This window comes from Xanthomonas sp. DAR 80977 (assembly GCF_041240605.1).
In the GTDB taxonomy this organism is placed as follows: Bacteria; Pseudomonadota; Gammaproteobacteria; order Xanthomonadales; family Xanthomonadaceae; genus Xanthomonas_A; species Xanthomonas_A bundabergensis.
Genome location: NZ_CP162487.1, coordinates 2,729,132 through 2,752,290, shown reverse-complemented (window position 1 = coordinate 2,752,290; position 23,159 = coordinate 2,729,132). Strand labels below are relative to the sequence as shown.

At 71.6% G+C, this 23,159-nt stretch carries 19 protein-coding genes; 17 read left to right on the top strand and 2 right to left on the bottom strand.

Translation table 11 applies throughout. From position 1 onward, the window contains the following. The first annotated feature begins 1 nt into the window (after nt 1). The 13 genes from AB3X10_RS11600 to AB3X10_RS11540 all read left to right on the top strand — a co-directional run bounded on the left by AB3X10_RS11600 (nt 2) and on the right by AB3X10_RS11540 (nt 13,929). Nucleotides 2-961, top strand: a complete 960-nt coding sequence (locus tag AB3X10_RS11600) for a hypothetical protein (protein WP_369975146.1) — start codon at nt 2-4, stop codon at nt 959-961. Further along, nucleotides 948-1,883 (top strand): GNAT family N-acetyltransferase, encoded by a 936-nt coding sequence (locus AB3X10_RS11595; RefSeq protein ID WP_369975145.1) that lies wholly within the window; start codon nt 948-950, stop codon nt 1,881-1,883. The genes AB3X10_RS11600 and AB3X10_RS11595 overlap by 14 nt, the downstream gene beginning before the upstream one ends. Beyond that, on the top strand, nt 1,880-2,995 hold the full coding sequence (locus AB3X10_RS11590) for a DegT/DnrJ/EryC1/StrS family aminotransferase (protein WP_369975144.1): 1,116 nt from the start codon (nt 1,880-1,882) through the stop codon (nt 2,993-2,995). The genes AB3X10_RS11595 and AB3X10_RS11590 overlap by 4 nt, the downstream gene beginning before the upstream one ends. After that, nucleotides 2,992-4,245: an O-antigen translocase gene (locus AB3X10_RS11585; RefSeq protein ID WP_369975143.1), complete on the top strand. Its 1,254-nt coding sequence runs from the start codon at nt 2,992-2,994 to the stop codon at nt 4,243-4,245. Before AB3X10_RS11590 ends, AB3X10_RS11585 begins: the two co-directional genes overlap by 4 nt. Further along, a complete protein-coding gene (locus AB3X10_RS11580; protein WP_369981790.1) occupies nt 4,242-5,186 on the top strand; it encodes a glycosyltransferase in 945 nt (314 codons plus the stop codon). Before AB3X10_RS11585 ends, AB3X10_RS11580 begins: the two co-directional genes overlap by 4 nt. Beyond that, the gene (locus tag AB3X10_RS11575) at nt 5,183-6,370 is read left to right on the top strand and encodes a hypothetical protein (protein ID WP_369975141.1); all 1,188 of its coding nucleotides are present in this window, start codon (nt 5,183-5,185) and stop codon (nt 6,368-6,370) included. Before AB3X10_RS11580 ends, AB3X10_RS11575 begins: the two co-directional genes overlap by 4 nt. Next, a complete protein-coding gene (locus AB3X10_RS11570; protein WP_369975140.1) occupies nt 6,367-7,224 on the top strand; it encodes a Wzz/FepE/Etk N-terminal domain-containing protein in 858 nt (285 codons plus the stop codon). Before AB3X10_RS11575 ends, AB3X10_RS11570 begins: the two co-directional genes overlap by 4 nt. Nucleotides 7,225-7,363: 139 nt before the next feature. Then, nucleotides 7,364-8,212 (top strand): class I SAM-dependent methyltransferase, encoded by an 849-nt coding sequence (locus AB3X10_RS11565; RefSeq protein ID WP_369981788.1) that lies wholly within the window; start codon nt 7,364-7,366, stop codon nt 8,210-8,212. A 3-nt stretch (nt 8,213-8,215) separates the two neighbouring features. Next, a complete protein-coding gene (locus AB3X10_RS11560; RefSeq protein ID WP_369975139.1) occupies nt 8,216-9,445 on the top strand; it encodes an amidohydrolase family protein in 1,230 nt (409 codons plus the stop codon). Then, complete coding sequence (locus AB3X10_RS11555) at nt 9,442-10,140, top strand: class I SAM-dependent methyltransferase (protein ID WP_369975138.1); 699 nt, start codon at nt 9,442-9,444, stop codon at nt 10,138-10,140. Before AB3X10_RS11560 ends, AB3X10_RS11555 begins: the two co-directional genes overlap by 4 nt. Nucleotides 10,141-10,163: 23 nt before the next feature. Continuing rightward, nucleotides 10,164-11,675, top strand: coding sequence for a B12-binding domain-containing radical SAM protein (locus AB3X10_RS11550; protein WP_369981586.1), 1,512 nt, complete (start codon nt 10,164-10,166; stop codon nt 11,673-11,675). A gap of 26 nt (nt 11,676-11,701) precedes the next feature. Further along, nucleotides 11,702-12,826, top strand: a complete 1,125-nt coding sequence (locus tag AB3X10_RS11545) for a glycosyltransferase family 4 protein (protein WP_369981584.1) — start codon at nt 11,702-11,704, stop codon at nt 12,824-12,826. Further along, nucleotides 12,823-13,929 carry a glycosyltransferase family 4 protein gene (locus AB3X10_RS11540; protein ID WP_369981582.1) on the top strand — a complete coding sequence of 369 codons (1,107 nt, stop codon included), beginning with the start codon at nt 12,823-12,825 and terminating at the stop codon, nt 13,927-13,929. Before AB3X10_RS11545 ends, AB3X10_RS11540 begins: the two co-directional genes overlap by 4 nt. A 106-nt stretch (nt 13,930-14,035) precedes the next feature. Here AB3X10_RS11540 and AB3X10_RS11535 read toward each other — a convergent pair whose 3' ends face one another. Then, nucleotides 14,036-15,316 (bottom strand): nucleotidyltransferase family protein, encoded by a 1,281-nt coding sequence (locus AB3X10_RS11535; RefSeq protein WP_369981580.1) that lies wholly within the window; start codon nt 15,314-15,316, stop codon nt 14,036-14,038. Next, nucleotides 15,313-16,809 (bottom strand): B12-binding domain-containing radical SAM protein, encoded by a 1,497-nt coding sequence (locus tag AB3X10_RS11530; protein WP_369981578.1) that lies wholly within the window; start codon nt 16,807-16,809, stop codon nt 15,313-15,315. The genes AB3X10_RS11535 and AB3X10_RS11530 overlap by 4 nt, the downstream gene beginning before the upstream one ends. A 211-nt stretch (nt 16,810-17,020) precedes the next feature. On the opposite strand from AB3X10_RS11530, the gene AB3X10_RS11525 reads away from it, so the two are divergent. The 4 genes from AB3X10_RS11525 (at nt 17,021) to AB3X10_RS11510 (ending at nt 23,156) form a co-directional block, all read left to right on the top strand. Then, on the top strand, nt 17,021-18,073 hold the full coding sequence (locus tag AB3X10_RS11525) for a serine kinase (RefSeq protein ID WP_369981576.1): 1,053 nt from the start codon (nt 17,021-17,023) through the stop codon (nt 18,071-18,073). Nucleotides 18,074-18,230: 157 nt separating this feature from the next. Next, entirely contained in the window at nt 18,231-19,946 is a 1,716-nt protein-coding gene (locus AB3X10_RS11520) for an ATP-binding cassette domain-containing protein (RefSeq protein WP_369981574.1), read from the top strand. A gap of 228 nt (nt 19,947-20,174) precedes the next feature. Continuing rightward, nucleotides 20,175-20,867, top strand: a complete 693-nt coding sequence (locus AB3X10_RS11515) for a TraX family protein (RefSeq protein ID WP_369981786.1) — start codon at nt 20,175-20,177, stop codon at nt 20,865-20,867. A 114-nt stretch (nt 20,868-20,981) separates the two neighbouring features. Continuing rightward, entirely contained in the window at nt 20,982-23,156 is a 2,175-nt protein-coding gene (locus AB3X10_RS11510) for a TonB-dependent receptor (RefSeq protein WP_369981573.1), read from the top strand. Nucleotides 23,157-23,159 lie beyond the last annotated feature (3 nt).

Sequence of the window (23,159 nt, the reverse complement as noted above, 5' to 3'; positions counted from 1 at the left end):
CATGTTCGATTGGCACAAACGCGGCCTGGTGTTCGCGACCGCACGCGACGGGGTCGGCGGCTGGATGCGGCATTCGGCGCTGACGCCGACGCCGCACCGCCTGGATGCCGAGCTGATCCGCGTCTACGCCGGCTTCCGCGACGACGCCGGGGTCAGCCGCATCGGCTACGTCGACGTGCGCGGCGACGATCCGACCCAGGTGCTGCGGGTCAGCGCCGCGCCGGTGCTGGACATCGGCCGCGACGGCTGCTTCGACGACAACGGCATGATCCTCGGCGACGTGGTCGCCGCGGCGGACGGGCTGTACATGTTCTACGTCGGCTTCCAGCGCGTGGCCAAGGCCAAGTTCCTGGCCTTCACCGGACTGGCGGTGTCCCGCGACGGCGGCGAGACGTTCCAGCGGCGCCAGGACACGCCGCTGCTGGATCGCGCGCCCGGCCGCAGCACCATCGCCGCGGTGCATGCGGCGCGCTACGAGCAAGGACGCTGGCGGCTGTGGTACGCGGTGGGCGACGACTGGGAACACATCGACGGCACGCCGTTCCCGCGCTATCACATCCGCTGCGCCGAGACCGGCGACCTGCAGGCGATCCCGCGCCAGGACACGGTCTGCCTGCTGCCGCAGGGCAGCGAATACCGGATCGGCCGCCCGCGCGTCTATCGCCACGACGGCGGCTACCTGATGTATTTCACCCGCGGCAACCGCGACGGCGCGTATTTCCCCGGCGTGGCGCGCAGCGACGACGGCCGCCACTGGCGGCGCTGCGACGATGCCCTCGGCCTGGCGCTGTCGCCCGGCGGCTGGGACGCGCGCACGCTGTGCTATCCGGCGCTGATCCGGCACCGCGACAACCTGCTGATGTTCTACAACGGCAACGACATGGGCCGCGACGGTTTCGGCGTGGCGGTGGCGCCGCTTGCGCAGGGCGCGGGCGAGGGCAGCGGGCATGTTTTCGGTTAGGCCCTACACGGCCGCCGATGCGCCGGCCTGGGACGCGTTGATCGCCGACTCCAGGAACGGCAACCTGCTGCACCGGCGCGGCTACATGGACTACCACGCCGAGCGCTTCGTCGATGCCTCGCTGCTGGTCGAACGCGGCGGCGCACCGGTGGCGGTGTTCCCGGCCAATCGCGAAGGCACGCGCGTGGTCAGCCATGCCGGGCTGAGCTATGCGGGACTGCTGTCCGCACATGGCCTCCGCGCGGCGGCGACGCTGGACGTGTTCGAGCGGATCGCCGCGCACTACCGCGCCGAGGGCGTGCACGAACTGCTGTACAAGGCGGTGCCGCACCTGTTCCATGCCACGCCGGCGGAAGAGGATCTCTACGCGCTGCATCGGCTCGGCGCGCGGCTGCAGCGCCGCGACCTGTCCTCGGCCATCGCCCTGCGCGAGCCGCTGCGCTTCGCCGCCGAGCGGCGGCGCTCGATCGGCAAGGCGCGCAAGGCCGGCCTGCGCGTGCAGCGCAGCGACGATCCGGCGCCCTTGCATGCGTTGCTGGTCGAGGTGCTGCAGCGCCACGGCGCCACCCCGACCCACAGCCTGGACGAACTGCGCCTGCTGCGCGCGCGGTTCCCCGAACAGATCGTGCTGCACGAGGTCCGCGACGGCGACACGCTGCTGGCCGGCACCGTGCTGTACGACTTCGGCCGGGTGGTGCATACCCAGTACCTGGCCTGCTCCGAGCAGGGCCGCCGGGTGGACGCGCTGAGCCTGCTGCTGGCCGAGCTGATCGAACAGGTCTACGCGCAACGCGACTATTTCAGCCTGGGCATCTCCACCGAGCAGCAGGGCCGCGTGCTCAACGACGGCCTGGTCACGCAGAAGGAGCGCTTCGGCGCCCGCGCCGTGGTCCACGACTTCTACGCCTGGGATCTGCGATGAGCGTGCCGTTCCTGGACCTGCGCGCGATCAACGCGCGCTACGCCGACGAACTGAAGGCGGCGGCGGCGCGGGTGATCGACTCGGGCTGGTACGTGCTGGGCGAGGAACTGGCGGCGTTCGAGCGCGAGTTCGCCGCCTATTGCGGCACCGCTCATGCCATCGGCGTGGGCAACGGCATGGACGCGCTGAGCCTGATCCTGCGCGGCTACCGCGAACTCGGCCGGCTGCGCGAGGGCGACGAGGTGATCGTGCCGGGCAACACCTTCATCGCCAGCTTCCTGGCGATCAGCGAGAACCGGCTGCAGCCGGTGCCGGTGGAGCCGGACCCGATCAGCTTCAACCTGGATCCGGCCTGCGTGGAGCGCGCGATCGGGCCGCGCACGCGGGCGATCATGGCGGTGCACCTGTACGGGCAGCTGGCCGACATGGCGGCGCTGCGGGCGCTGGCGCGGCAGTACGGTCTGCTGTTGATCGAGGATGCGGCGCAGGCGCATGGCGCGCGCCTGCACGGGCGCCATGCCGGCAGCTTCGGCGATGCCGCCGGCTTCAGCTTCTTTCCCGGCAAGAACCTGGGCGCGCTGGGCGACGGCGGCGCGGTGACGACCGACGACGCCGAACTGGCGGCGCGTATCCGGATGCTGCGCAACTACGGGTCGGACATCAAGTACCGGCATCTGGTGCAAGGCGTGAACTCGCGCCTGGACGAGATGCAGGCGGCGCTGCTGCGGGTCAAGCTGAACCACCTGGATGCCGACATCGCCCGGCGCCGCGAGGTGGCGCAGCGCTATCGCGCGCGCATCGTGCATCCGCAGATCCGGTTGCCGCAGGTGGCCGACGAAGCGCGCCATGCCTGGCACCTGTTCGTGGTGCGCTGCGCCCGGCGCGACGCGCTGCAGCGCCACCTGCTGGCCAGCGGCATCCACTGCCTGGTGCACTATCCGCTGCCGCCGCACCGGCAGCCGGCCTATGCCGGGCTGAGCGGACTGCGCCTGCCGCTGTGCGAGCAGTTGCACCGCGAGGTGCTGAGCCTGCCGATCGGGCCGACCCTGGACGCGGACGCGGTGGAGCAGGTGATCGCGGCCTGCCTGGAATTCGAGGCGGTGGCGGCATGAGCGTGCTGCGCAGCGGCCTGTACAGCGGCGCGGCCACCGCGGCCAAGCTGCTGGCCGCGCTGCTGGTGCTGAAGCTGGTGGCGGTCTACGCCGGACCGGCCGGGGTCGCGCGGCTCGGCCAGTTCACCAGCCTGATGTCGCTGCTGGCGGTGCTGGCCGGCGGCGGCATCGGCGCGGGCATCGTCAAGTACGTGGCCGAATACCGCGACGATGCGCAGCAGCTGGCGCGGCTGCTGGGCGCGGCGCTGGGCTACGCCTGCTGCGCCGCCTGCGCGATGGGCGTGGTGGCGTTGCTGTTCAGCCGGCAGATCGCGCAGCGCCTGCTCGGCGATCCGCAGTACCAGAGCCTGATCTGCGTGCTGGCCGTGGCCCAGCTCGGCGTCGCCCTGGCCAACTACATCCTGGCCGTGGTCAACGGCTTCATGGACGTGCGCCGGCTGGCCTTCATCCAGGTCGCCGGCTCGGTGCTCAGCGCGATCGTGGTGCTGTGGCTGGCGCGCTGGCTGCAGCTGTACGGCGCGCTGCTGGGCCTGGTCGCCGGGCAGGTGCTGTGGCTGTGCGCCGGCCTGCCGGCGCTGCGGCGCAGCCCGTACTTCCGCCGCGACATGCTGCGCATCCGCTTCGACGCGGAGATGACCCGGCGCCTGGCCGCGTTCTCGGTGATGACGCTGACCTCGGCGCTGCTGCCGCTGCTGGTCAACATCGGCGTGCGCGACCATCTGGCCGCGCGCTTCGGCTGGCAGCAGGTCGGCTACTGGCAGGCGGTGAGCAAGGTCTCCGACGCGTATCTGCTGTTCTTCACCACGGCGATCAACGTCTACTACCTGCCCAAGCTGGCCGCGCTGCGCGGCCGCGCCGGGCTGCTGCTGGAGCTGCGCACCGCCTACCGCTACGTGCTGCCGGCGGTGATCGTGGCCGCCGCGGCGATCTACCTGTGCCGCGACTGGCTCACCCGGCTGCTGTTCGCCGCCGACTTCGCCGCCGCCGCGCCGCTGTACGCGCCGCAGCTGGTCGGCGACGTGATCAAGATCGCCTCGTTCGTGCTGTCCTACCTGATGCTGGCCAAGGCGATGACGCGGCTGTTCGTGGTCTCCGAATGCGTGTTCGCCGCCAGCTATCTGGGGCTGGTGTACCTGTTCACCGCGCGCATGGGCCTGATCGGGGCCGCCTACGCGTTCGCCGTCAACTATGCGCTGTACCTGGCGTTCAACGTCGTGGTGGTGCGGCGCTATCTGGGAGGGTTGCGCTGATGGACGAATGCGGAGTTCGCGAGGACGCGCCGCTGGTATCGGTGCTGGTGCCGGCGTTCAACCACGAGCGCTTCGTGCAGCGCTGCCTGGACAGCGTGCTGGAGGATCCGTATCCGAACAAGGAGATCGTGATCGTCGACGACGGCTCCAGCGACGCCACCGCCGCGCGCATCGCCGAGTGGATCGCGCTGCATGGCCACCGCGTGCCGGTGCGGTTCTGGCAGCGCGAGAACCTCGGCATCGCCGCCACGTTGAACCACCTGGTGGCGATGGCCAGCGGCGAGTTCCTGCGCCTGGGCGCCAGCGACGACTACCTGCTGCCCGGCGGGCTGGGCGCGCAGGTGGCCTACCTGCGCGCATCGCCGGGCAAGACGGCGGTGATCGGCGATGCGATCGTGGTCGATGCGGACGGGCGCCTGCTGCACCAGAGCAGCATGCGCGACCTGCACGGCGTGGACAAACGCCTGTACCTGAGCGATGCCGGCATCCGCCGCGCGGTGATCCGCCACTGGGCGGTGAGCGGGGCGGTGGCCCTGGTCCGGCGCAGCGCGCTGCAGGCGCGCGTGGCCTGGGACGAAGCGCTGCACATCGAGGACTGGGACTTCTTCCTGCGCCTGGTCGCGCGCGATGCGCTCGGCTTCATCGACGTCGGCGTCTGCGCCTACCGGCTGCACGGCGCCAACGCCAGCCGCACCCGGCACCTGCCCAGCCGCCTGGCCAATCTGGCCGAGTCGCGGCGGGTGGCGCTGCGCCGCGCCGCGCTGTTCGATGCGCCGTGCCGTACCTTGCTGTACGCGCAGGCGCACTACATCGCCGCCAAGATCGCCTTCCTGCGGCGGCAACCGCTGGCGCTGGGCGGCCACCTGCTGGCGCACGCCGGGCTGTCGCTGCTGGCGCGGCTGCAGTCCGCGGCGCCAGCGCCGTTGCCGGAGCGCGCATGAACCGCCTGCTGCGCCTGCCGTCGGCCTATTTCGGTTTGCCGCTGCTGTTCAGTTGCGCGCTGACCCTGCTCAGCTTCGACCTGCCGCCCGGTTATGCGGCCGGCATCGCCTGGCTGGCCGCGGCGGCCGCGGCGACCTTGCTGCTGGACGCGCTGCACGGCATCCGCCTGCCGTCGCTGTCCGCGTTTCGCGCGCGCCGCTACGCCGGCACACGCGAGGCCTTCGTCGCGCTGTGCCTGGCTGCGCTGGTCGGCGTGTTCTGCGTGCTGGATCTGGCGCTGTTCCCGATCCCGCTGTTCACCAACCCGTCCGCGTACGCCGACCTGAGCCCGCTGCATGCGCACGTGCGCCACCTGTCCAACATGTGCTGGATCCTGCCGCCGATCGCGCTGCTGTGCGTGCGCGACAGGGCGCTGCGCAACGCCATGATCGTGGCCGGCTTCGTGTTCCCGGTGCTGGTGATCGACCGCAACCGCATCTTCGCCGCGTTGTTCAGTTTCGGCCTGCTCCTGCTGCTGCGCCGCGACCCGGCGCGGCCGCTGCCGTGGAAGGCGGTCGTGGCCTTGCTGTGCGCCGGCGGCGCGGTGTTCTCGCTGCTGGGCAGCCTGCGCTCGGGCTCGCTGGACTCGGTGACGCTGCCTTTCAGCGACCTGTACCGCGCCGCGCCGCAGGGCATCAAGTGGCTGTTGCTGTACATCGGCGCCGGCCCGTACAACTTCGGCGCGATGCTGGCCAAGGACTATGTCAACGCCAGCTTCCTGGTCAACCAGCTGGTGCCGTTGAGCGGCTCGATCGCCACCGCCGGCACCGGCATCCCGCTGGATGCGCCGAACATCAACGTCGGCACCGAGTTCTTCCCGTTCCTGCTCGCCGGCGGCGCCGGTGCCGCGCTGGCGGCGATGCTGGCGCTGTACGCGGCGCTGCTGTGGAGCGTGCGCCTGCTCGGCGGCACGGTGTCGCTGTTCAACCTGCTGGTGTTCCTGCGCATCGCCTACGCCTGCCTGATGTCGCCGTTCGCGCCGCAGGCCTTCACCTGGACCAACGCCGGCTTCATCGCGCTGTGCCTGGTCCTGCACGCCTGCAGCGCGCTGCTGCCGAACCGTCGCGCTGCCATGGCGGCGGCGCCGGGCAGGGCGGGGCAGGCGCTGCCGCCACCCCTTTCCCCGAGAAGCGCCTTGCCATGAAAGAAGACGAAATCTACCTGATCGACCTGTGGCGGATCCTGCGCCGCGAGTGGACCTGGTGCGTGCTGCCGCTGCTCGCCGTGCTCGCGCTGGGGTTCGCCTTCCTGCAGGGCGCCACCCGCCAGTGGCAGGCCACCGCATGGGTGCAGGTCGGCGAGTTCGGCCCGACCCCGGCCGGGCGCGACCCCAAGCTGGAGCCGTTCCAGCGCGTGATCGAGCGGATCAAGACGCGGTTGTTCCAGGACCAGGTGCTGCAGAGCCTGGGCCTGCCGTTGAACGGGCGCGCGGCCGCGCTGTACCGCAGCAGCCTGAAGCTGGACCCGGATCCCTACGCCAACCTGATCGAGTTGAGCCTGCGCGCCGACTCGGCGCAGCAGGCGCGCGCCCTGGCCACGGCGACCACGCTGCAGCTGCAGGCGCTGCATCGCCGGATCCAGGCCGCGCCGATGCAGCAGGCGCGCGAACGCCTGCAGGACATCGGCAGCGAGCTCGCCGCGGCGCAGGCCGAGCGCGCGCAGTTGCTGCAGCAACAGGGCGAGGGCAGGGGCAGCGTCGAGCAGCAACTGCTCGGCAACATGCTGCTGTCGGAGAAGAACGCGACCATCCGCGGGCTGAAGTCCGAGCGCGACGACCTGCTGACCCGGCTGGGCGCGCGCTACACCTACGACACCTCCGCGCCTTGGACCGCCTACGTGCCCGAGCGTCCCGCATTCCCGAATCCGGTGCTGGTGCTGGCGGTGGCGCTGATGCTGGGCACCGGCCTTGGCGTGTTCGCCGCGATCGTGCGCAACGCGCTGCGACGCCGGCGAACCGCGCGCGCGGCGCAGCCCGCGCCGGCCGGCATCGGCGCATAGGCGCAAGCTCGCGCGGCGGCACGCGCGGCGATTCAACCAAATGCGCCCGCGCCCGCACTCACTGTGCGTACCGTGCGATCCGCGCTTGCGGCCGGCACGGCGGTTCCCGACGACGACGGCAGGCGAGTGGAGAGTGGATGTGACTGCGAATGGCAAGCCCGGCGCCGCTGCGCGCGCGGCGACGATCGATCCGGCGCAGCTGCTGGAGACCCAGCGCGCCTTCGATAGCGTCGCCGCCGACTACGACGGCCCGCGCGGCAACAACGAGCTGATCCAGCGCATGCGCGGCACCCTGTGGGACACGGTGGCCGCGCAGTTGCCGGCCGGCGCGCGGCTGATCGACCTGGGCTGCGGCACCGGCCTGGATGCCCACGAATTCGCGCGGCGTGGCTATCGCGTGCTGGCCACCGACTGGTCGCCGCAGATGGTGGCGCGCACCCGGCAGCGGGCGCAGGACCCGGCATTGGAGGGGCGGCTCAGCGCGGCGCATGTCGGCATCCAGCAACTGGATCGCATCGACGGCGAGTTCGACGGCATGTATTCCAACTTCGGCCCGCTCAACTGCGCCCCGGACCTGCCGGCGGTCGCCGCCGAATGCGCGCGCCTGCTGCGCCGCGACGGGCGCCTGGTGTTCTCGGTGATCGGGCGCCTGTGCCCGTGGGAACTGGGCCATTACGCGTTGCGCGGACGCTTCCGCCGCGCCGCGGTGCGTGGCGCGCGCGGGGTCACCGCGGTGGGCATGAACGGGCACACCATCTGGACTTGGTACTACCTGCCGCGCGAGTTCTACCGCGCCTTTTCCGCGCACTTCGAACTGGAATCCTATCGCGCGCTCAGCCTGTGCCTGCCGCCGCCGTATCTGGTCGAGCACTATCGCCGCCACCCGCGCTGGGGCGAGCGCCTGGGCCGGCTGGACGACCGCATCGGCGGCTGGCCGCTGCTGCGCGACATGGGCGATCACTTCCTGATCGTGATGCGCAAGCGCTGACCGATGCGCGCCGCTGCCGCTCCTATCGACACCTACCTGCGCGGCGCACGCATCGCCAGCCCCGCCGGCGCCGTGCGCGCATCGCTGACCTTGCGCGGCGGCCGCATCGCCGCAGCGCCGGCCGCGGCCGCGTACCGGGTCGCGTTGCACGGGCACCTGGTATTTCCGGGACTGATCAATGCGCACGAGCACCTGCAGGTCAATGCGGTGCCGCCGCTGCCGCAGACCGCACCGTTCGCCAACAGCTATGCCTGGATCGAGGCGTTCGCCGCGCATTTCCACGATCCGGCGGTCGCCGCCGCGCTGCAACGGCCCAAGCCGCTGCGCCTGCGCCACGGCGCGCTGAAGAACCTGCTCGCCGGCGTCACCTGCGTGGCGCACCACGATCCATGGCATGCCGCGCTGGATGCGGCCGACTTCCCGGTCGCGCTGCTGCGCGAGTTCGGCTGGAGCTACGCCCTGCACGGACCCGACTACGGCCCGCCGCCGGCGCAGAGCTTCGCCGCGACCGCCGCCGATCGCCCGTGGATGATCCACCTGGCCGAGGGTACCGATGCGCTCGCCGCCGGCGAGCTGGCCGAACTGGAGCGGCGCGGCTGCCTGGCCGGCAACAGCGTGCTGATCCACGGCGTCGGCCTGGGCGATGCCGATATCGAGCGCGTGCTCGCCTGCGGCGCCGCCGTGGTGTGGTGCCCGTCGAGCAACCTGGCCTTGCTCGGGCGCACCCTGGATCCACGCCGGCTGCATGCGGCCGGGCGCCTGGCGCTGGGCAGCGATTCGCGCCTGAGCGGCGCGCGCGACCTGCTCGAGGAACTGCGCGTGGCCGCCGGCAACGGCCTCGACGCCGCGCAGGCGCTGGCGCTGGCGACCACCGCGGCGGCGCGCATCCTGCGCCTGCACGGACGCGGCAGTCTTGCGCCCGGCGCCGCCGCGGACCTGGTGATCGTCGGCGACCGCGGCGGCGATCCGGCGCACAGCCTGGTCGGCCTGGCGCGCAGCGAACTGCGCGCGGTGGTGCGCGATGGGCGCCCGCGGATCGCCGATCCCGACTTCGCCGGCTGGTTCGCCGCGGCCGGCGTGGCCGCGGTGCCGGCGACGCTGGACGGCGTGCCGAAGCTGCTGGCCGCCGAGCTGGCCGACCCGGCGCTGCTCGCGCTCGAACCCGGTCTGCAGCTGCAAGGCGACGCGCCGCGCGCGACCGGGCCGTCCGCCATGCAGGCGCGCCGCGCATGAACGCCGTACCGATCCTGGATCCGTTCGACGCCTATGCGCTGTGGGCGGCGAGCTATCCGGCGCATGCGCACAATCCGGTGATGCAGGCCGAACAGCGCGCCATGCTGGCGCTGCTGCCGCCCACGCTGCGCGGACAGCGTGTGCTCGATGCCGGCTGCGGCAGCGGGCGCTATCTGTTGCATGCGCTGCAGCGTGGCGCCGCGCATGCCACCGGCGTGGACCTGTCGCCGCAGATGCTGCGCCGCGCCGCGCAGGAACTGGACGCGGCCGGCGGCGGCAATCGTTACACGTTGCGCGAGGGCAGCCTGGAGGCGTTGCCGGTGGCCGATGCCGCCGCCGACCTGAGCATCTGCGCGCTGGCGGTCGGGCACCTGCCGCAGTTGCGGCCGGCGCTGGCCGAGCTGCACCGCGCCACCCGTCCGGGCGGCAGCGTGCTGTGCAGCGACGTGCACCCGATCGGCCACGCGCTCGGCTGGCGCCGCGACTTCAAGGCCGATGGCCAGCGCTACGCGGTGCGTCACACCCAGCATCTGTACAGCCACTGGCATGCGGCCTGCGCCGCGCTCGGGCTGGCGATCGAGGCGGTGCACGAACCGATGCTCGATCCCGCCGACATTCCCGCCGGCGCGCACTTCGATCCTGCCGCGCTGCAGGTTCCGGTGGCGCTGGTGTTCCGGCTGCGGCGCCTGCCGTGAGCCTCGCCCTGCAACCTGCCGCCATGTCTTCCACACCGAATACGCTGCTGGTCAACCCGACCATCACCTCGCGCGGCAACGCCCGCTTCCCGCTGGCGCTGCTGAACCTGGCGGCCGCGCTGGACCGCAGCGGCGACAGCCGCATCATCGACGGCAACGTCGACCGCGGCTTCATCGACAGCGCCCTGCAGGCGCTGCAGGAACAGCGCTACGACGCGGTCGGGATCAGCGTCATGGGCGGGCCGCAGATCGCGCCGTCGATCGCGCTGTCCACGGCGATCCGCGAACGCTTCCCGGCGATGCCGATCGTGTGGGGCGGCTATTTCCCCACGCTGTACACCGAGACCGCGCTGAGCGCGCCGTACGTGGACTACGCGATCCGCGCGCAGGGCGAGGACACCCTGCCGGAACTGGTCGCGGCCTTGCGCGGCGAGGGGCCCGGCCTGGCGCAGATCGACGGCCTGTCGTGGAAACAGGACGGCGCGATCGTGCACAACCGCAACCGCGGCTTCAGCCGTGGCGACGCCCTGCCGGCGCTGTCGTACGCCAAGCTCGGCGACCCGCGCCGCTACCTGGGCCGCAGCTTCCTCGGCCGCCGCACCGCCTCGCACCAGGCCGCGCTCGGTTGCCGTTTCCGCTGCACCTTCTGCGGCGTGGCGGCGATGTTCGGCGGCGCCACCGCGCTGCCCACCGCGGCGCGGCTGGAACGCGAACTGCGCTATCTGAAAGAAGAGCTGGGCGCCGATTCGATCCAGTTCTTCGACCACAACTTCTTCGACCGCGAGGCGGAGATGATCCCGCTGCTGGAGGTCATGGCCAAGCTGGAGATGCCGTGGTGGTGCTATGCGCGCGCCGACGCGCTGCTCAACCTGTCCGAGAGCACCTGGAAGCTGGTGCGCAAGAGCCGGCTGCGCATGGCCTACATCGGCGCCGAGTCGCCGAGCGGGGCGATGCTGAAGGAGATCCGCAAGGGCACGCGCCCGGACCAGACCCTGGAAGTGGCCGAGCTGTGCCGGCGCAACGGGGTGATCCCGGAGCTGTCGTTCATGGTCGCGCCGCCGCAGGACACCGTGCACGCGACCGAGCAGACCTTCGAGTTCATCCGCGAACTGAAGCGGATCAATCCGCAGTCGGAAATCATCGTCTACGTGTACACGCCGCTGCCGGAGGCCAGCCGCCACGAGAAGGACCGCGGCAGGCGCGCGTCGATGCCGCTGCTGGACCGGCACGGCGAACCGGTGGTGTTCCCGAACACGCCCGAGGAATGGACCCAGCCGCAGTGGGTGGACTACGCCTGCCATGCCGATGCGCCCTGGCTCGACGACGCGCTGCGCCGGCGCATCCGCGATTTCGTCACCGTGCTGGGCTGCCGCTATCCCACCGCGCAGGACCTGCGCTCGCCGCGCTGGGCCAAGCGCGGCCTCAGTGCGATGGCGGCGTGGCGCTACCGCTACCGGCGCTACGACCGGCCGTGGGAACTGAACCTGGCCAACTGGCTGGTGCGCCTGCGCCGGCCGCAGGTCTCGGGCATCTAGGCGTGTCGCATCCTGGCCGGAAACCCATGCACGTCGCGCAGATCAATTTCGTCCCGACCCCGCCGGGACTGGCGCCGGCGCAGGTGTTCGCGCACTGGCCGACCCTGGCCGACATCTCCGAAGCGGTGGCCGGCAGCGGCACCCGCGTCTCGGTGATCCAGGCCGCGGACACACCGGAGCAGTTGCTGCGCAACGGCGTGGAGTACCACTTCGCCGATCCCGGCAACGCCGGCACCAGCAGCCGCGCGCGGCGCATCGCCGGCATCGTGCATGCGATCGGCGCCGACGTGGTGCACGTACACGGCCTGGAGTTCGCGCGCGAGGCCTGCGCGATGGCGCGGCAGCTGCCGCAGGTGCCGATCCTGCTGCAGGACCACGCCAATCGCCCGCCGCGCTGGTGGCGCCGCTCGCAGTGGCGGCAGTGGTACGCGGCCGCCTCCGGGATCGCCTTCACCTCGCTGGAACTGGCACGCGCGTTCGTGCATGCCGGGCTGTTCGCGCCGTCCACGCGCCTGTTCGCGATCCCCGAGTCCAGCTGCCGTTTCACCCCCGGCGACCGCGCCCAGGCGCGGCGCGAGAGCGGCCTGCACGGCGCGCCCTGCGTGCTGTGGGTCGGCCACCTGAGCGCCGGCAAGGACCCGTTGACCGTGCTCGAGGGCGTGGCCCGCGCCGCCGCGCGGCTGCCCGGGCTGCAGCTGTTCTGCGCGTTCGGCAGCGCGCCGTTGCTGGAGGCGGTGCAGGAGCGGGTGCAGCGCGATCCGCGCCTGCGCGGGCGCGTGCACCTGCTGGGCAAGGTGCCGCATGCGCAGATCCAGACGCTGATGCGCGCGGCGGACCTGTTCGTGTCCGCCAGCCTGGCCGAGAGCTGCGGCTACGCGGCGCTGGAGGCGTTCGCCTGCGGCACGCTGCCGGTGCTGACCGACATCCCGTCGTTCCGTGCGCTCACCGACTGCGGCCGCGTCGGCGAACTGTGGCCGTGCGGCGATGCCGGCCTGCTCGCCGAGGCGCTGGTGCACGCCGCCGCCGAGCGGCCGTCGCCGGCGCTGGTACGCGCCCATTTCGATGCCCAGCTGTCGTTCGCGGCGGTCGGCCGGCGCTGGTCGCGCGCCTATGCGCAACTGCTGGAGCAACCCGCGCGGAGCGGGGCATGAAGCTGGCCCTGGTGGTGCCCGGCGGCGTCGATCGCAGCGGCGAGTACCGGGTGATCCCGGTGCTGCTGACCCTGATCGAACGCCTGGCGCGCACGCACGAGGTGCATGTGTTCGTGCTGCACCAGGAGCCTGCGCCGGCTTGCTGGGAGTTGCTCGGCGCACGCATCCACAACATCGGCGAGCGCCGCACCCGCCTGCGCGCGGTCGCCGCGATCCGCGCCGAGCATCGCCAGGCGCCGTTCGACCTGGTGCAATCGATCTTCTCCGGCCACTGCAGCCTGATCGCGGTGGCCGCCGCGCGCCTGCTGCGGCGGCCGAGCCTGGTGCACATCGCCGGCGGCGAACTGGTCGCGCTGCATGCCATCGGCTACGGCGGGCGGCGCAAATGGCAGGGGCGGCTGCGCGAGGCGCTGGTCCTGCGGCTGGCGGATGCGGTGACCGCGGCCAGCGCGCCGATCGTCGAGGCGCTGCAGGCGCTGGGCATCGGCGCCGAACGCGTTCCGCTGGGCGTGGACCTGCGCGCCTGGCCGCAGCGCGCGCCGCGCCGGCGCGATGGCGGCACGGCGCGCCTGCTGCACGTGGCCAGCCTCAACCGGGTCAAGGACCAGCCGACGCTGCTGCGCGCACTGGCGGCGCTGGCGCGGGCCGGGGTGGCGTTCCGCATCGACATCGTCGGCGTGGACACGCTCGATGGGCAGATGCAGCGCCTGGCCGCCCAGCTCGGCCTCTCGCAGCAGATCCGCTTCCTCGGCTTCAAGACCCAGCGCGAACTGCGCCCGCTGGTGGAAGCCGCCGATCTGCTGGTGCTGTCGTCGCTGCACGAGGCCGGGCCGATGGTGTTGCTGGAAGCGGCGGTGGCCGGCGTGCCCACCGTCGGCACCGGGGTAGGGCACCTGCTGGAATGGGCGCCGTCGGCGGCGCTGGCGGTGCCCACCGGCGACTGGGCCGGCCTGGCCGAGGCCCTGCGCCAGGTCCTGGCCGACGACGAACTGCGCCTGCGCCTGGCCTGGTCCGCGCAATGCCGTGCGGTGCGCGAGGATGCCGAGCACACGGTGCGCAGCTTCGGCGCGATCTACCGACGGCTGTGCGCGGCGCGTGCATGAGCACGCGTTTTCCCTGTAGGAGCGGCTTCAGCCGCGACGGGCATTACCGAGATGCCTGTCGCGGCTGAAGCCGCTCCTACAGGGGATTTGTGCGCGGACCCGTGACCTAACGCGCCGCCGCATACCCATGCAAGGCACTGCGCACCGCATACAGCGTGTCCATCCGCGGCACCGGTCGCAGCAGGCGCAACAACACGCGCCGCCTTTGCGGCAGCGACACCCAGGATTGGCCTTGCAGCCACAGCTGGGTGCGGATCATGTCGGCACGCTCCTGCCGGCTCTCCGGCGAGGGCTGCAAGCGCTGCCGCAGATAGCGCACGACCTCGCCGAACGAGCGCGCCCATTCGATCCCGGGCAGCGCCGGCAGCCACAGCTGCGAGCACGAGGCCCGGGTCAGGTCGAGCCGCCGCGCCACCAGGCGCAGCAGCGGCGGGCAGTGCGCGCGCAGCCGCGCCAGCACCGCCTTCGGGATCGCGGTGCGGTAGTAGCGCAGCACCAGCTGCAGCGGCGGCAGCGCCCACCACGGCGCGCCATCGGCGTCGTCGCACAGCACCTGCCAGTCCTTCACGCTCATCCGCGTGGCCAGCAGCGAGATGTCGTGCAGATGCATCAAGCGCAGGCTGCGGCTGCAGATGCCGCCGGCCGCGTGCAGCAGCAGGTGGCTCATCAGCGCGCCGTTGGACGGATACGGATGCAGCCCTGGGCGACTGTCGCGCGGAAACACCCGCTCGCTGATGTCGACCGTGGCCAGCGGCAGCCGTTCCTGGATGCGCAGGTGCAGTTCGATGTTGATCGGCGTATCGCGATGCTCGCCGAGGCTGGCGACCGGCTGCGCGTGCAGCGTGCGGAAGGTCTGGTGCTTCCATTGCACGAACTCGGCCTCGTAGCCGAGTTCCTGCAGCAATGCACTGGCCCGTTCGGCGTCGTCGGCGCGCACCAGCAGGTCGATGTCGGCCATCGGCCGGTCGCCCGCCAGGTACAGGCCCTGCGCGTGCAGCGCCGCGCCCTTCAGCGGCACGATGGCCACGCCGGCCGCCTGCGCCAGCGCATCGATCCGCTCGAGCAACGCGGCGATGCGCCGATAGCGGTGCGCGACATGCGCGCGTTGCTCGGCCAGGAATCCGCTCCAGTCGCGATCGGGCCACAGCGACAGCCGGCTCAGCAAGGGGCCGATGCCGTGCGCGGCGGTCGCCGCCGCGGCCAGCTGCCATTGCAGCCGGTCCCACTGCGGCATGGCATTGCCCGGCCGCGCCAGCTCCTGCGCCAGGGTTTCGGTCGCCAGGCGCAGGCCGGCGCCGACCCGCTTCAACGGCGGCTGCGGCGCATGCTCGGAGGGGAGATCGGTGGAGCGGGGCGCATGCAGCTGCTGCGTGGCGTGCGGCGTCATTGGCGTTGCACCAGCGGGATGCGGCGGGCGGAGGCGCTGGCGGCGGCCGGCAGCGCGGCGTCGGTGCGGTGCGCGCCTTCGCTGGCGATCAGCGCCTGCCACTGCGCGTCCAGTGCGGCCCAGTCCTGCGCATGCTCGTGCGGCGCACGCGTGGCCTCGCCGCGCTGCAGGTCCACCTGCCGGTGCAGCAGATCGCGCACCCGCCGGTAGAACTCCGAATCGTAGGCGCCATGGAACATCATCGCCAGGTCGTCGCTGTCCTGCCAATGGGTCTTGCGGCCGAGCTGGTTCTTCACCTGCTGGTAGAACTTGGTGCCCGGCAGCGGATACGACACGCTGACGCCGATGTCGTCCGGACGCGCCCGCGCCACCAGCGCGCGGGTGGCGAGGATGTCGTCCAGCTGCTCGTCCAGGTAGCCGAGCTGCAGGAAGAAGCCGACGCGGATGCCGTGCGCGCCCAGCCGCTGGCGTGCGGCGATCACGTCCTCCACCGCGGTGCCCTTGGTCATCTTGTCGAGGATGCGCTGGCTGCCGCTCTCCGCGCCGATCCACGCTTCCGCGCAGCCGGCGCGGGCCAGCGCGGCGGCCATGCGCTCGCTGCCGAGGTCGGCGCGGGTCTGGATGGTGAACGGAATCGAACCATCGGCCGCGGCCAGCACCGCGGCGAATTCTTCCACCCATTCGATATGGAAGCCAAAGATGTCGTCGGCCATCCAGATGTGGTCCGGGGCGAAGGAACGCTTGAGATGGATCATTTCCGCGGCCACCTCCGGCGCGCTGCGGCGCTTGTAGTGGTTGCCCCAGATCGGCTTGGCGCACCAGTTGCAGCGGAACGGGCAGCCGCGCGAGGCCGCCATGTTCAGGCTGAAATAGCCGTGGCGCTGCAGCCACAGGTCGCGGTAGCGCTCGATCTCCACCAGGTCCCACGCGGCCAGGCCGGACAGCCGCGGATCCGGCGGCCGCGCGCCGATCTGCGCGCGCCTGAGCTGCGGCGCGGCGGCGGTGGCGACGTCGGCCACGTCCGCCACCCACGCCGCCGCCTCGATGTCCGGCGATTGCTGCAGCCGCGCGACCAGTTCCAGCAGCGCGGCGATGCCTTCGCCGATCAGCACCGCGTGCGCGCCGGCGGCCAGGAACGCCTCGGGATGGTCGGACGCATCGGAGCCGGCCACGATCACCCGGCTGCCGCAGGCGCGCGCCTCGGCGATCATCCGGCACGCGGCCTCGCGCATCCGGCTCAGGCACATCTTGGTCAGGAAATTGAAGTTGTCCTCGTAGAACACCACCAGGTCCGGCTGCGCCGCGCGGACCGAGGCCTGGTAGTCCTCCACGCCGTCGGCCAGCATCGCGTCGAACAGCACCACCTCGTGCCCGTGCCGGCGCAGCAGCGTGGCCACCTGCAGCGTCGCCAGCGGCGGATACGGCTTGCCGCGTTCCCACTGCTTGGGGTCGTAGCGCAGGAAGTAGGAATGGCTGACCTGGATCTTTGGCATCGGCGGAAGGGTCTCGTTCGGCGCCGGCGACGGATGCCGCGGCGCATGCAGCAGTGGCCGCGCGCAGGTGGCCGTGCCGTAAGTGCCGCCGGCGTGCGCTTTGGTTGTGGCCCATGCGCATGCGTGCCGCCGGCGGCACCGCGCGCACGCGCCGCGCAACCTTTTCCTGCGCTGCGCGCACTCACGCTGCATCGACCAGACGGATCACGCCATGCAGCTCTCGACCGTGCGCACGCAACGCTGGGAGCCTGCCGCCGACACCGGCGCGAGCAGCGCCGCCGACGATCCCTTCCACGACCGGCTGCGGCGCGCGCATTCGCTCGGCAAGCAGCTGCTCGGCGGCCACTTCCACTTCGAGAGCAACAGCGAAGCCTTGCTGCATTTGGTCGAAGCGGCCTTCGGCGAGGTGCCGCCGCACCGACTGCCCGGCGCCGCGCGGTTCCGGATCGAACTGAACCTGGTCGCGCGCCGCGACGCGCCCTATCTGCTTTCGCTCGCGCCGCCGCCGGTGCGCACCCATTCGGGCGCCGGCGTGCTGTGCGGCGTCATCGACGCCGACAATTACCTGGTGCTGATGCCGGACCAGGGCAGGGCGCTGCTGGTGGTGTCCGAGGACATGCTCGCCCATCCCTACCATGTGCGCTACGAACTGATCGAGTTCGCGGTGTTCGTGCTGGCGACGCGCACCATGGGCCTGGTGCCGTTGCACGGCGCCTGCGTTGGCGCCGACGGGCGCGGGGTGCTGTTGCTCGGCGCCAGCGGTGCGGGCAAGTCCACGCTGGCCCTGCACAGCCTGCTGCGCGGTCTGGAATTCCTCGCCGAGGATGCGATCTTCGTCGATCCGCAGCGCATGCTCGCCACCGGCATCGGCAACTTCCTGCACCTGCGGCCGGACCTGTTGCGGCTGGTGGACGAGGACACCCGCGCCTGGATCGCGGCCGCGCCGACCATCCATCGCCGCAGCGGCGTGGCCAAGCACGAGGTCGATATCCGCCATGGCCGCGCGCGCCTCGCGCCGGCGCCGCTGCGACTGGTCGGCGCGGTGTTCGTCTCCGCCACGGCGGCCGCGGATCCGCGGCAGCTGCTGCGGCCGCTCGGCGAGCGCGAGGTGCTCGAGCGGCTGAGCGCCGACCAGCCGTACGCCGCCGCGCAACCGGGATGGGCGCTGTTCGCGCGCCAGCTGCAGCGGCTGGGCGTCCACGAACTGCAGCGCGGCGCGGATCCGGGCGCCTCGGTCGACGCCGTGCTGCAGTTGCTGCGATGAGCACGGCGGCGCACCCCACGCCGCCCATGCGCGAGCCGAGGCGCAAAGGCGAGGGCAGGCGCCGCGCCGCACTGGAGCGGCGCGCCAGCGGAGCCGTGAGGCAGCCGCAGCCAGCCAGGCCATCCAGCGGACAGTCGTCCCTCCCAGGCCGCCACCGATGAGCGCGCGCGACGCCGCCGCGCCCGATCCCGCGCGCCATCTGCTGCGCGCGTTCGTCGCCACGCTGGAACGCGGCGAACGGGTACGCATCGGCATCTACGTCGTGCTGTCGCTGATCGCCGCGCTGGCCGGTGCCGTCGCCACCGTGGCCCTGGTCCCGCTGGTCCAGCCCGGCCACGCGCCGATCCTCGGCGGCCATGCGCTGGCGCTGCCCGACGGCGTCATCGCCCAGACCGCGGTCTTCGTCGTCGCCAGCGCCGGCTTCGCCCTGCTGCGCTGGGCGACCGCGCGGCTGGCCGCAGGCCTGGCCAGCCGGCATGCGCTGGGCCTGCGCCGCCACGTGCATGCGCGCCTGATCGACGCGCCGCTGCCGGCGCTGGCCGATGCCAGCTCGGCGGAAATCGCCAACGTGCTCACCTACAACATCGAGATCATCGTCCAGGGCTTCAGCGCCTTGCTGCAACTGCTGGTGGCGGCGATCACCGCGGGCGTGAGCCTGGGCATCGCCTTCCTGGTGTCGCCGGCGCTGATGCTGGCGCTGCCGCCGCTGCTGGGGCTGGCGGTGCTGGCCTTCCGCATCTCCGGCCACGAGCAGGCGCGGGTGAGCCGCCAGTACGTCGCCGACATGACCCGCCTGTTCTGGCTCAGCGAGGACTTCCCGCGGCGCCTGCGCCACGTGCGTTCGTTCGAACGCGAGGACCTGGAGAAACGCGGCTACGACGCGATCTCCAGCCGGCTCGGCCACGGCTACTGGCGGCAGCAGGCGCTGGTCGCCTCGGGCCGGCTGCTGCTGGAACTCAGCGCTGTCGCCGCCATCGCCGCGATCATGCTGCTGGCCGGCCTGTGGCACGGCATCGACCGCGGCGCGCTGATCACCGTGGGCCTGCTGCTGGGGCGGTTGCTGCCGTATCTGGTCTCGACCCGGCAGAGCTTCCAGCAACTGCGCTCGGCGGCGCCGGCGCTGGAGCTGTGGCAACGCTATGTCGGCATGGGCGCGGAGCGCGGCGCACCGGCAGCGCCGCCGCCGGCCACGGCCATGCCCGGTGCGTTGCGGATCCACCGCATCGGCCTGGCGCCGCCGCTGGCCGCGGTCGCGATCGGCGAACTGATCCTGGCGCCGGGCAGCATGACCTTGATCTGCGGGCACTCCGGCGCCGGCAAGAGCAGCCTGATGGACGTGCTCGCCGGCATGGTCGCACCGCGCGTCTTCGCCGCGCAGTGCGAGGGGCGCCCGCTGGATTTCGCCGCGTACCGCGCCGCGATCCGGCCCGGCGCCTATGTCGGCCAGAGCGTGCGTCCGTGGCAGCACAGCGTGCGCGAATGCCTGGCCTGGGCCGAGCCGGGCGCCAGCGAAGCGGCGATGTGGCAGGCGCTGCGCGACGTCGGCCTGGCCGCACGCCTGCAGGCCGGCGCGCAGGGCCTGGACACCACCTTGAACAGCGCCTCGGCCAAGCTTTCCGGCGGCGAGCTGCAGCGCCTGCTGCTGGCGCAGGTGATCCTCAGGCAACCCCGGATCGCCTTGCTCGACGAGGCCACCAGCGCGCTCGATGCCGCCTCGGAACAGCACGTGCTGTCGGCGCTGCGCCAGCGCCTGCCGCGGACCGCACTGGTCGTCGTGTCGCACCGGACCAGCCTGTCCAGCGTGGCCGATCGCTGCCTGCACCTCGCGCGCGCGCCGTCCGCGCCGATCCCGATGGCGCAGCGGGCGCACTGACCAATGCGCATCCGGCGTGCGCTGCGATAGCGAAACGACGCCAAAGGCGCTCGCCCGTGTTGCCGCCCTGGGCAGAACAGACTAACGTCCATGGCCTCGACCGCGCCGCGCGCCCGTCGCGCGCCGAGCCACCGCCATGCGCAGCGCACCGCCGCGTCCTGGGTGCCGACGCAAGGCCGGGACAGGGGAGACAGACAGGCGGTCAGGAGCTGCGTTCTGAACAACACGATGACCAGCAGTGCCCGCGAGTTGTTGAAATGGATCGCCGTGATCCTGATGACCGGCGATCACGTGGCGAAAGTCCTCGACGACGGCTACATCCCGGTCGTGTCCGAGCTCGGCCGCGTCGCCTTCCCGCTGTTCGCCATGGTCCTGGCCTACAACCTGGCCCAGCCGGGCGCCGACGTCCTCAAGTCGGTGCGCCGGCTGCTGCTGTGGGGCATCGTCGCGCAGCCGGTGCATGGACTCGCGTTCGGCTACTGGGTGCCGTTCAACGTCTTGCTGAGCTTTGCCCTGGCCGCGGCCGTCATCTGGAGCGTGCAGCAACGTCAATGGACCTTGCTCGGCATGTGCGTCCTGGTGGCGCCACTCCTGGTGGACTACAGCTGGGCCGGGCTGGCGCTGGTGCTGGCGTCCTGGTGGCTGTTCCTTCCGCAGGCCGCAGCTCAGCAGACGGCAGATGCCGCGCCGCCGACGCCGGGTCGTTTCGATCGTTGGGGCATGTTCCGCCCGTGGCGCATCGTCCTGCTCGCGCTCTCGTTCGGACTGCTGTGCTGGTACAACGGCAACGGCTGGGCGCTGCTGGCGATCCCGCTGCTGGCGGTGCTGGCGCGCCGCCATTTTCCGATCCCACGCACGCGCTGGGCGTTCTATCTCTATTACGTCGGGCATCTTGCGCTGCTGGCATCGCTGCGGGGTTAGCCGCCGCCGCGTTGATTCCCTGCTGGAATCAGGTCATGGACATTGGTCGTTTCACGCGGGCGCAACGTTCTCCTAAGTTGCCAACTAACTAGTCAGTTAGGGGGCAGGGCAACGATGAAACGGAGGATCGCGACGGGGGCGGACCGGGGCCGGGATCGGCATGGCGGGCGGACGACCGGCAGGCTGGCGGCCTGCATCGGGCTGGCGCTGCTGCAGGCCGGCGTCGCGGCGTCGGCCCAGGCGCAGCAGGCCACCGAGGCGGGCACCGAGGCGACCCAGCTGGATGCGGTGATCGTCACCTCGCGCAAGCGCAGCGAGCCGCTGCAGTCGGTGCCCGACGCGGTGACCGTGTTCACCGCCAGGACCATCGAACAGGCCGGCATCGAGAAGGTCTCCGATTTCCTGCAGCTGACCCCCAATGCCACGATCCGCGACGACTACCGCGCCGGCGTGTCGTACATCACCTTGCGCGGCATCTCCACCGGCGACATGGGCTGGGCGCCCGTCACCTACCTCATCGATGGGGTGCCGGCCGGCAGCAACGACCTGATCAACCTCGGGGCCTTGGTCGGCATCGAGCGCATCGAGGTGCTGAAGGGGCCGCAGAGCGCGCTGTACGGCTCCGGCGCCATCGCCGGCGCGATCAACATCATCACCCGCGCCCCGGACGACCACTTCCGCGCCCAGGGACGCCTGTCCTACGGCAACGGCGACGAGCGCAAGGCGGTGGTCTCGCTGTCCGGCCCGGTATCCGAGCAGATTTCCTACCGGGTCGACGCCTATCACCGCGACAGCGATGGACTGATCAAGAGCAGCGACGGGCGGCCGGTGGACTTCGACCGCACCACCGACATCCGCGGCAAGCTGCACTTCGATCTGGAGCCGGTCAAGATCGACGTCAGCCTGCATGGGGTGAGGAGCAATGCCGGCGCCGCGACCCAGCAATTCCTTGCCAGCGCCGAGGCGATCGACCGCTACGACGACACCCGCGTGGAACGTGGCTATGTCGGACACCAAACGCGGCGTGCGCTGGAAGCGTCGGTGAAACTGGACTGGGACCTGGGGTTCGCGAATCTGACCTCGATCACCGCGCACAGCCGGCTGGACCAGGACATGATCGGCACCGCGTCCTGGCAGAAACCGCCGGCCACCGGCCTGTGCGGCGCCGTCGGCGGCGCCGGCGAGCCGTTCGACTGCCTGCAGGACATCAGCGACGACTTCCGCGTCACCAGCCAGGACCTGCGCCTGACCTCGCGCAGCGACCAGCGCCTTCGCTGGCTGGTCGGCGGTTCCTACCTGCGCCGGCGAGCGCTGGACACGATGCTGATCGGCGGCGCCGAGTCGGTTTCCGGCGAGAACGCCAGCTTCTCCTCGCTGGTGGCCGATCGCATCGACCTGCGCCGCGATCGCATCTACGGCATCTACGGCCAGCTCAACTACGACGTGACCGCGGCGCTGGAAGCCACGTTCGCGCTGCGCTACGACCGCAACGACTACAGCACCACGCGCTACACCGACTACAGCCTCGCGCAGATCTGGCCAACCGACGATGGCCAGCTGCGCCAGGACGCGCGCGCCACCGCCTGGCAACCGAAATACCAGTTGTCCTACCACTGGACGCCGCAACTGATGACCTATGCCAGCGTCGCCCGCGGCTTCCGTTCCGGCTACTTCAACAGCGGCACCCTGACCGCGCCGGAAAAGACCTGGAACTACGAGCTGGGCGCCAAGAGCACGCTGCTGGACGGCCGCGCGCAACTGGATGCGGCGCTGTTTCACATCGACTACTCCGACCAGCAGTACACCAGCATCATCGCCACGCCGCCGTACCGCGCCACCACCAACATCCCCAGCACCAACATCGATGGCCTGGAACTGGAAGGCGCGCTGCGGCTGGGCCGCTACTGGCAGGCCAGCAGCGGCCTGGGCCTGCTGCGCGCGCGCAACGATGGCGGCTACGACGCGCCCTACACGCCGCGCTACACGTTCAACGCCTCGCTCGGCTATCAGCGGCCGCTGCCCGGCGACGGCTGGCTGCTGGACGGGCGCCTGGACTACCGCGTGCAGGGCAGCCAGTACCTGGGATTGGGCGAGCAGTACCGGATCGGCAGCAAGGACTACCTCAATCTGCGCCTGGGCATCGGCAAGCCCGGCTGGCAGGTGGCGCTGTACGCGAAGAACCTCACCGACACGCGCCAGGCCTACAAGGTCGACAACGTCGGCTTCGGCTACATCCGGGTGCTCAACACGCCGCGCAGCTATGGCGTGGAATTCTCGTTCGACTACTGACCT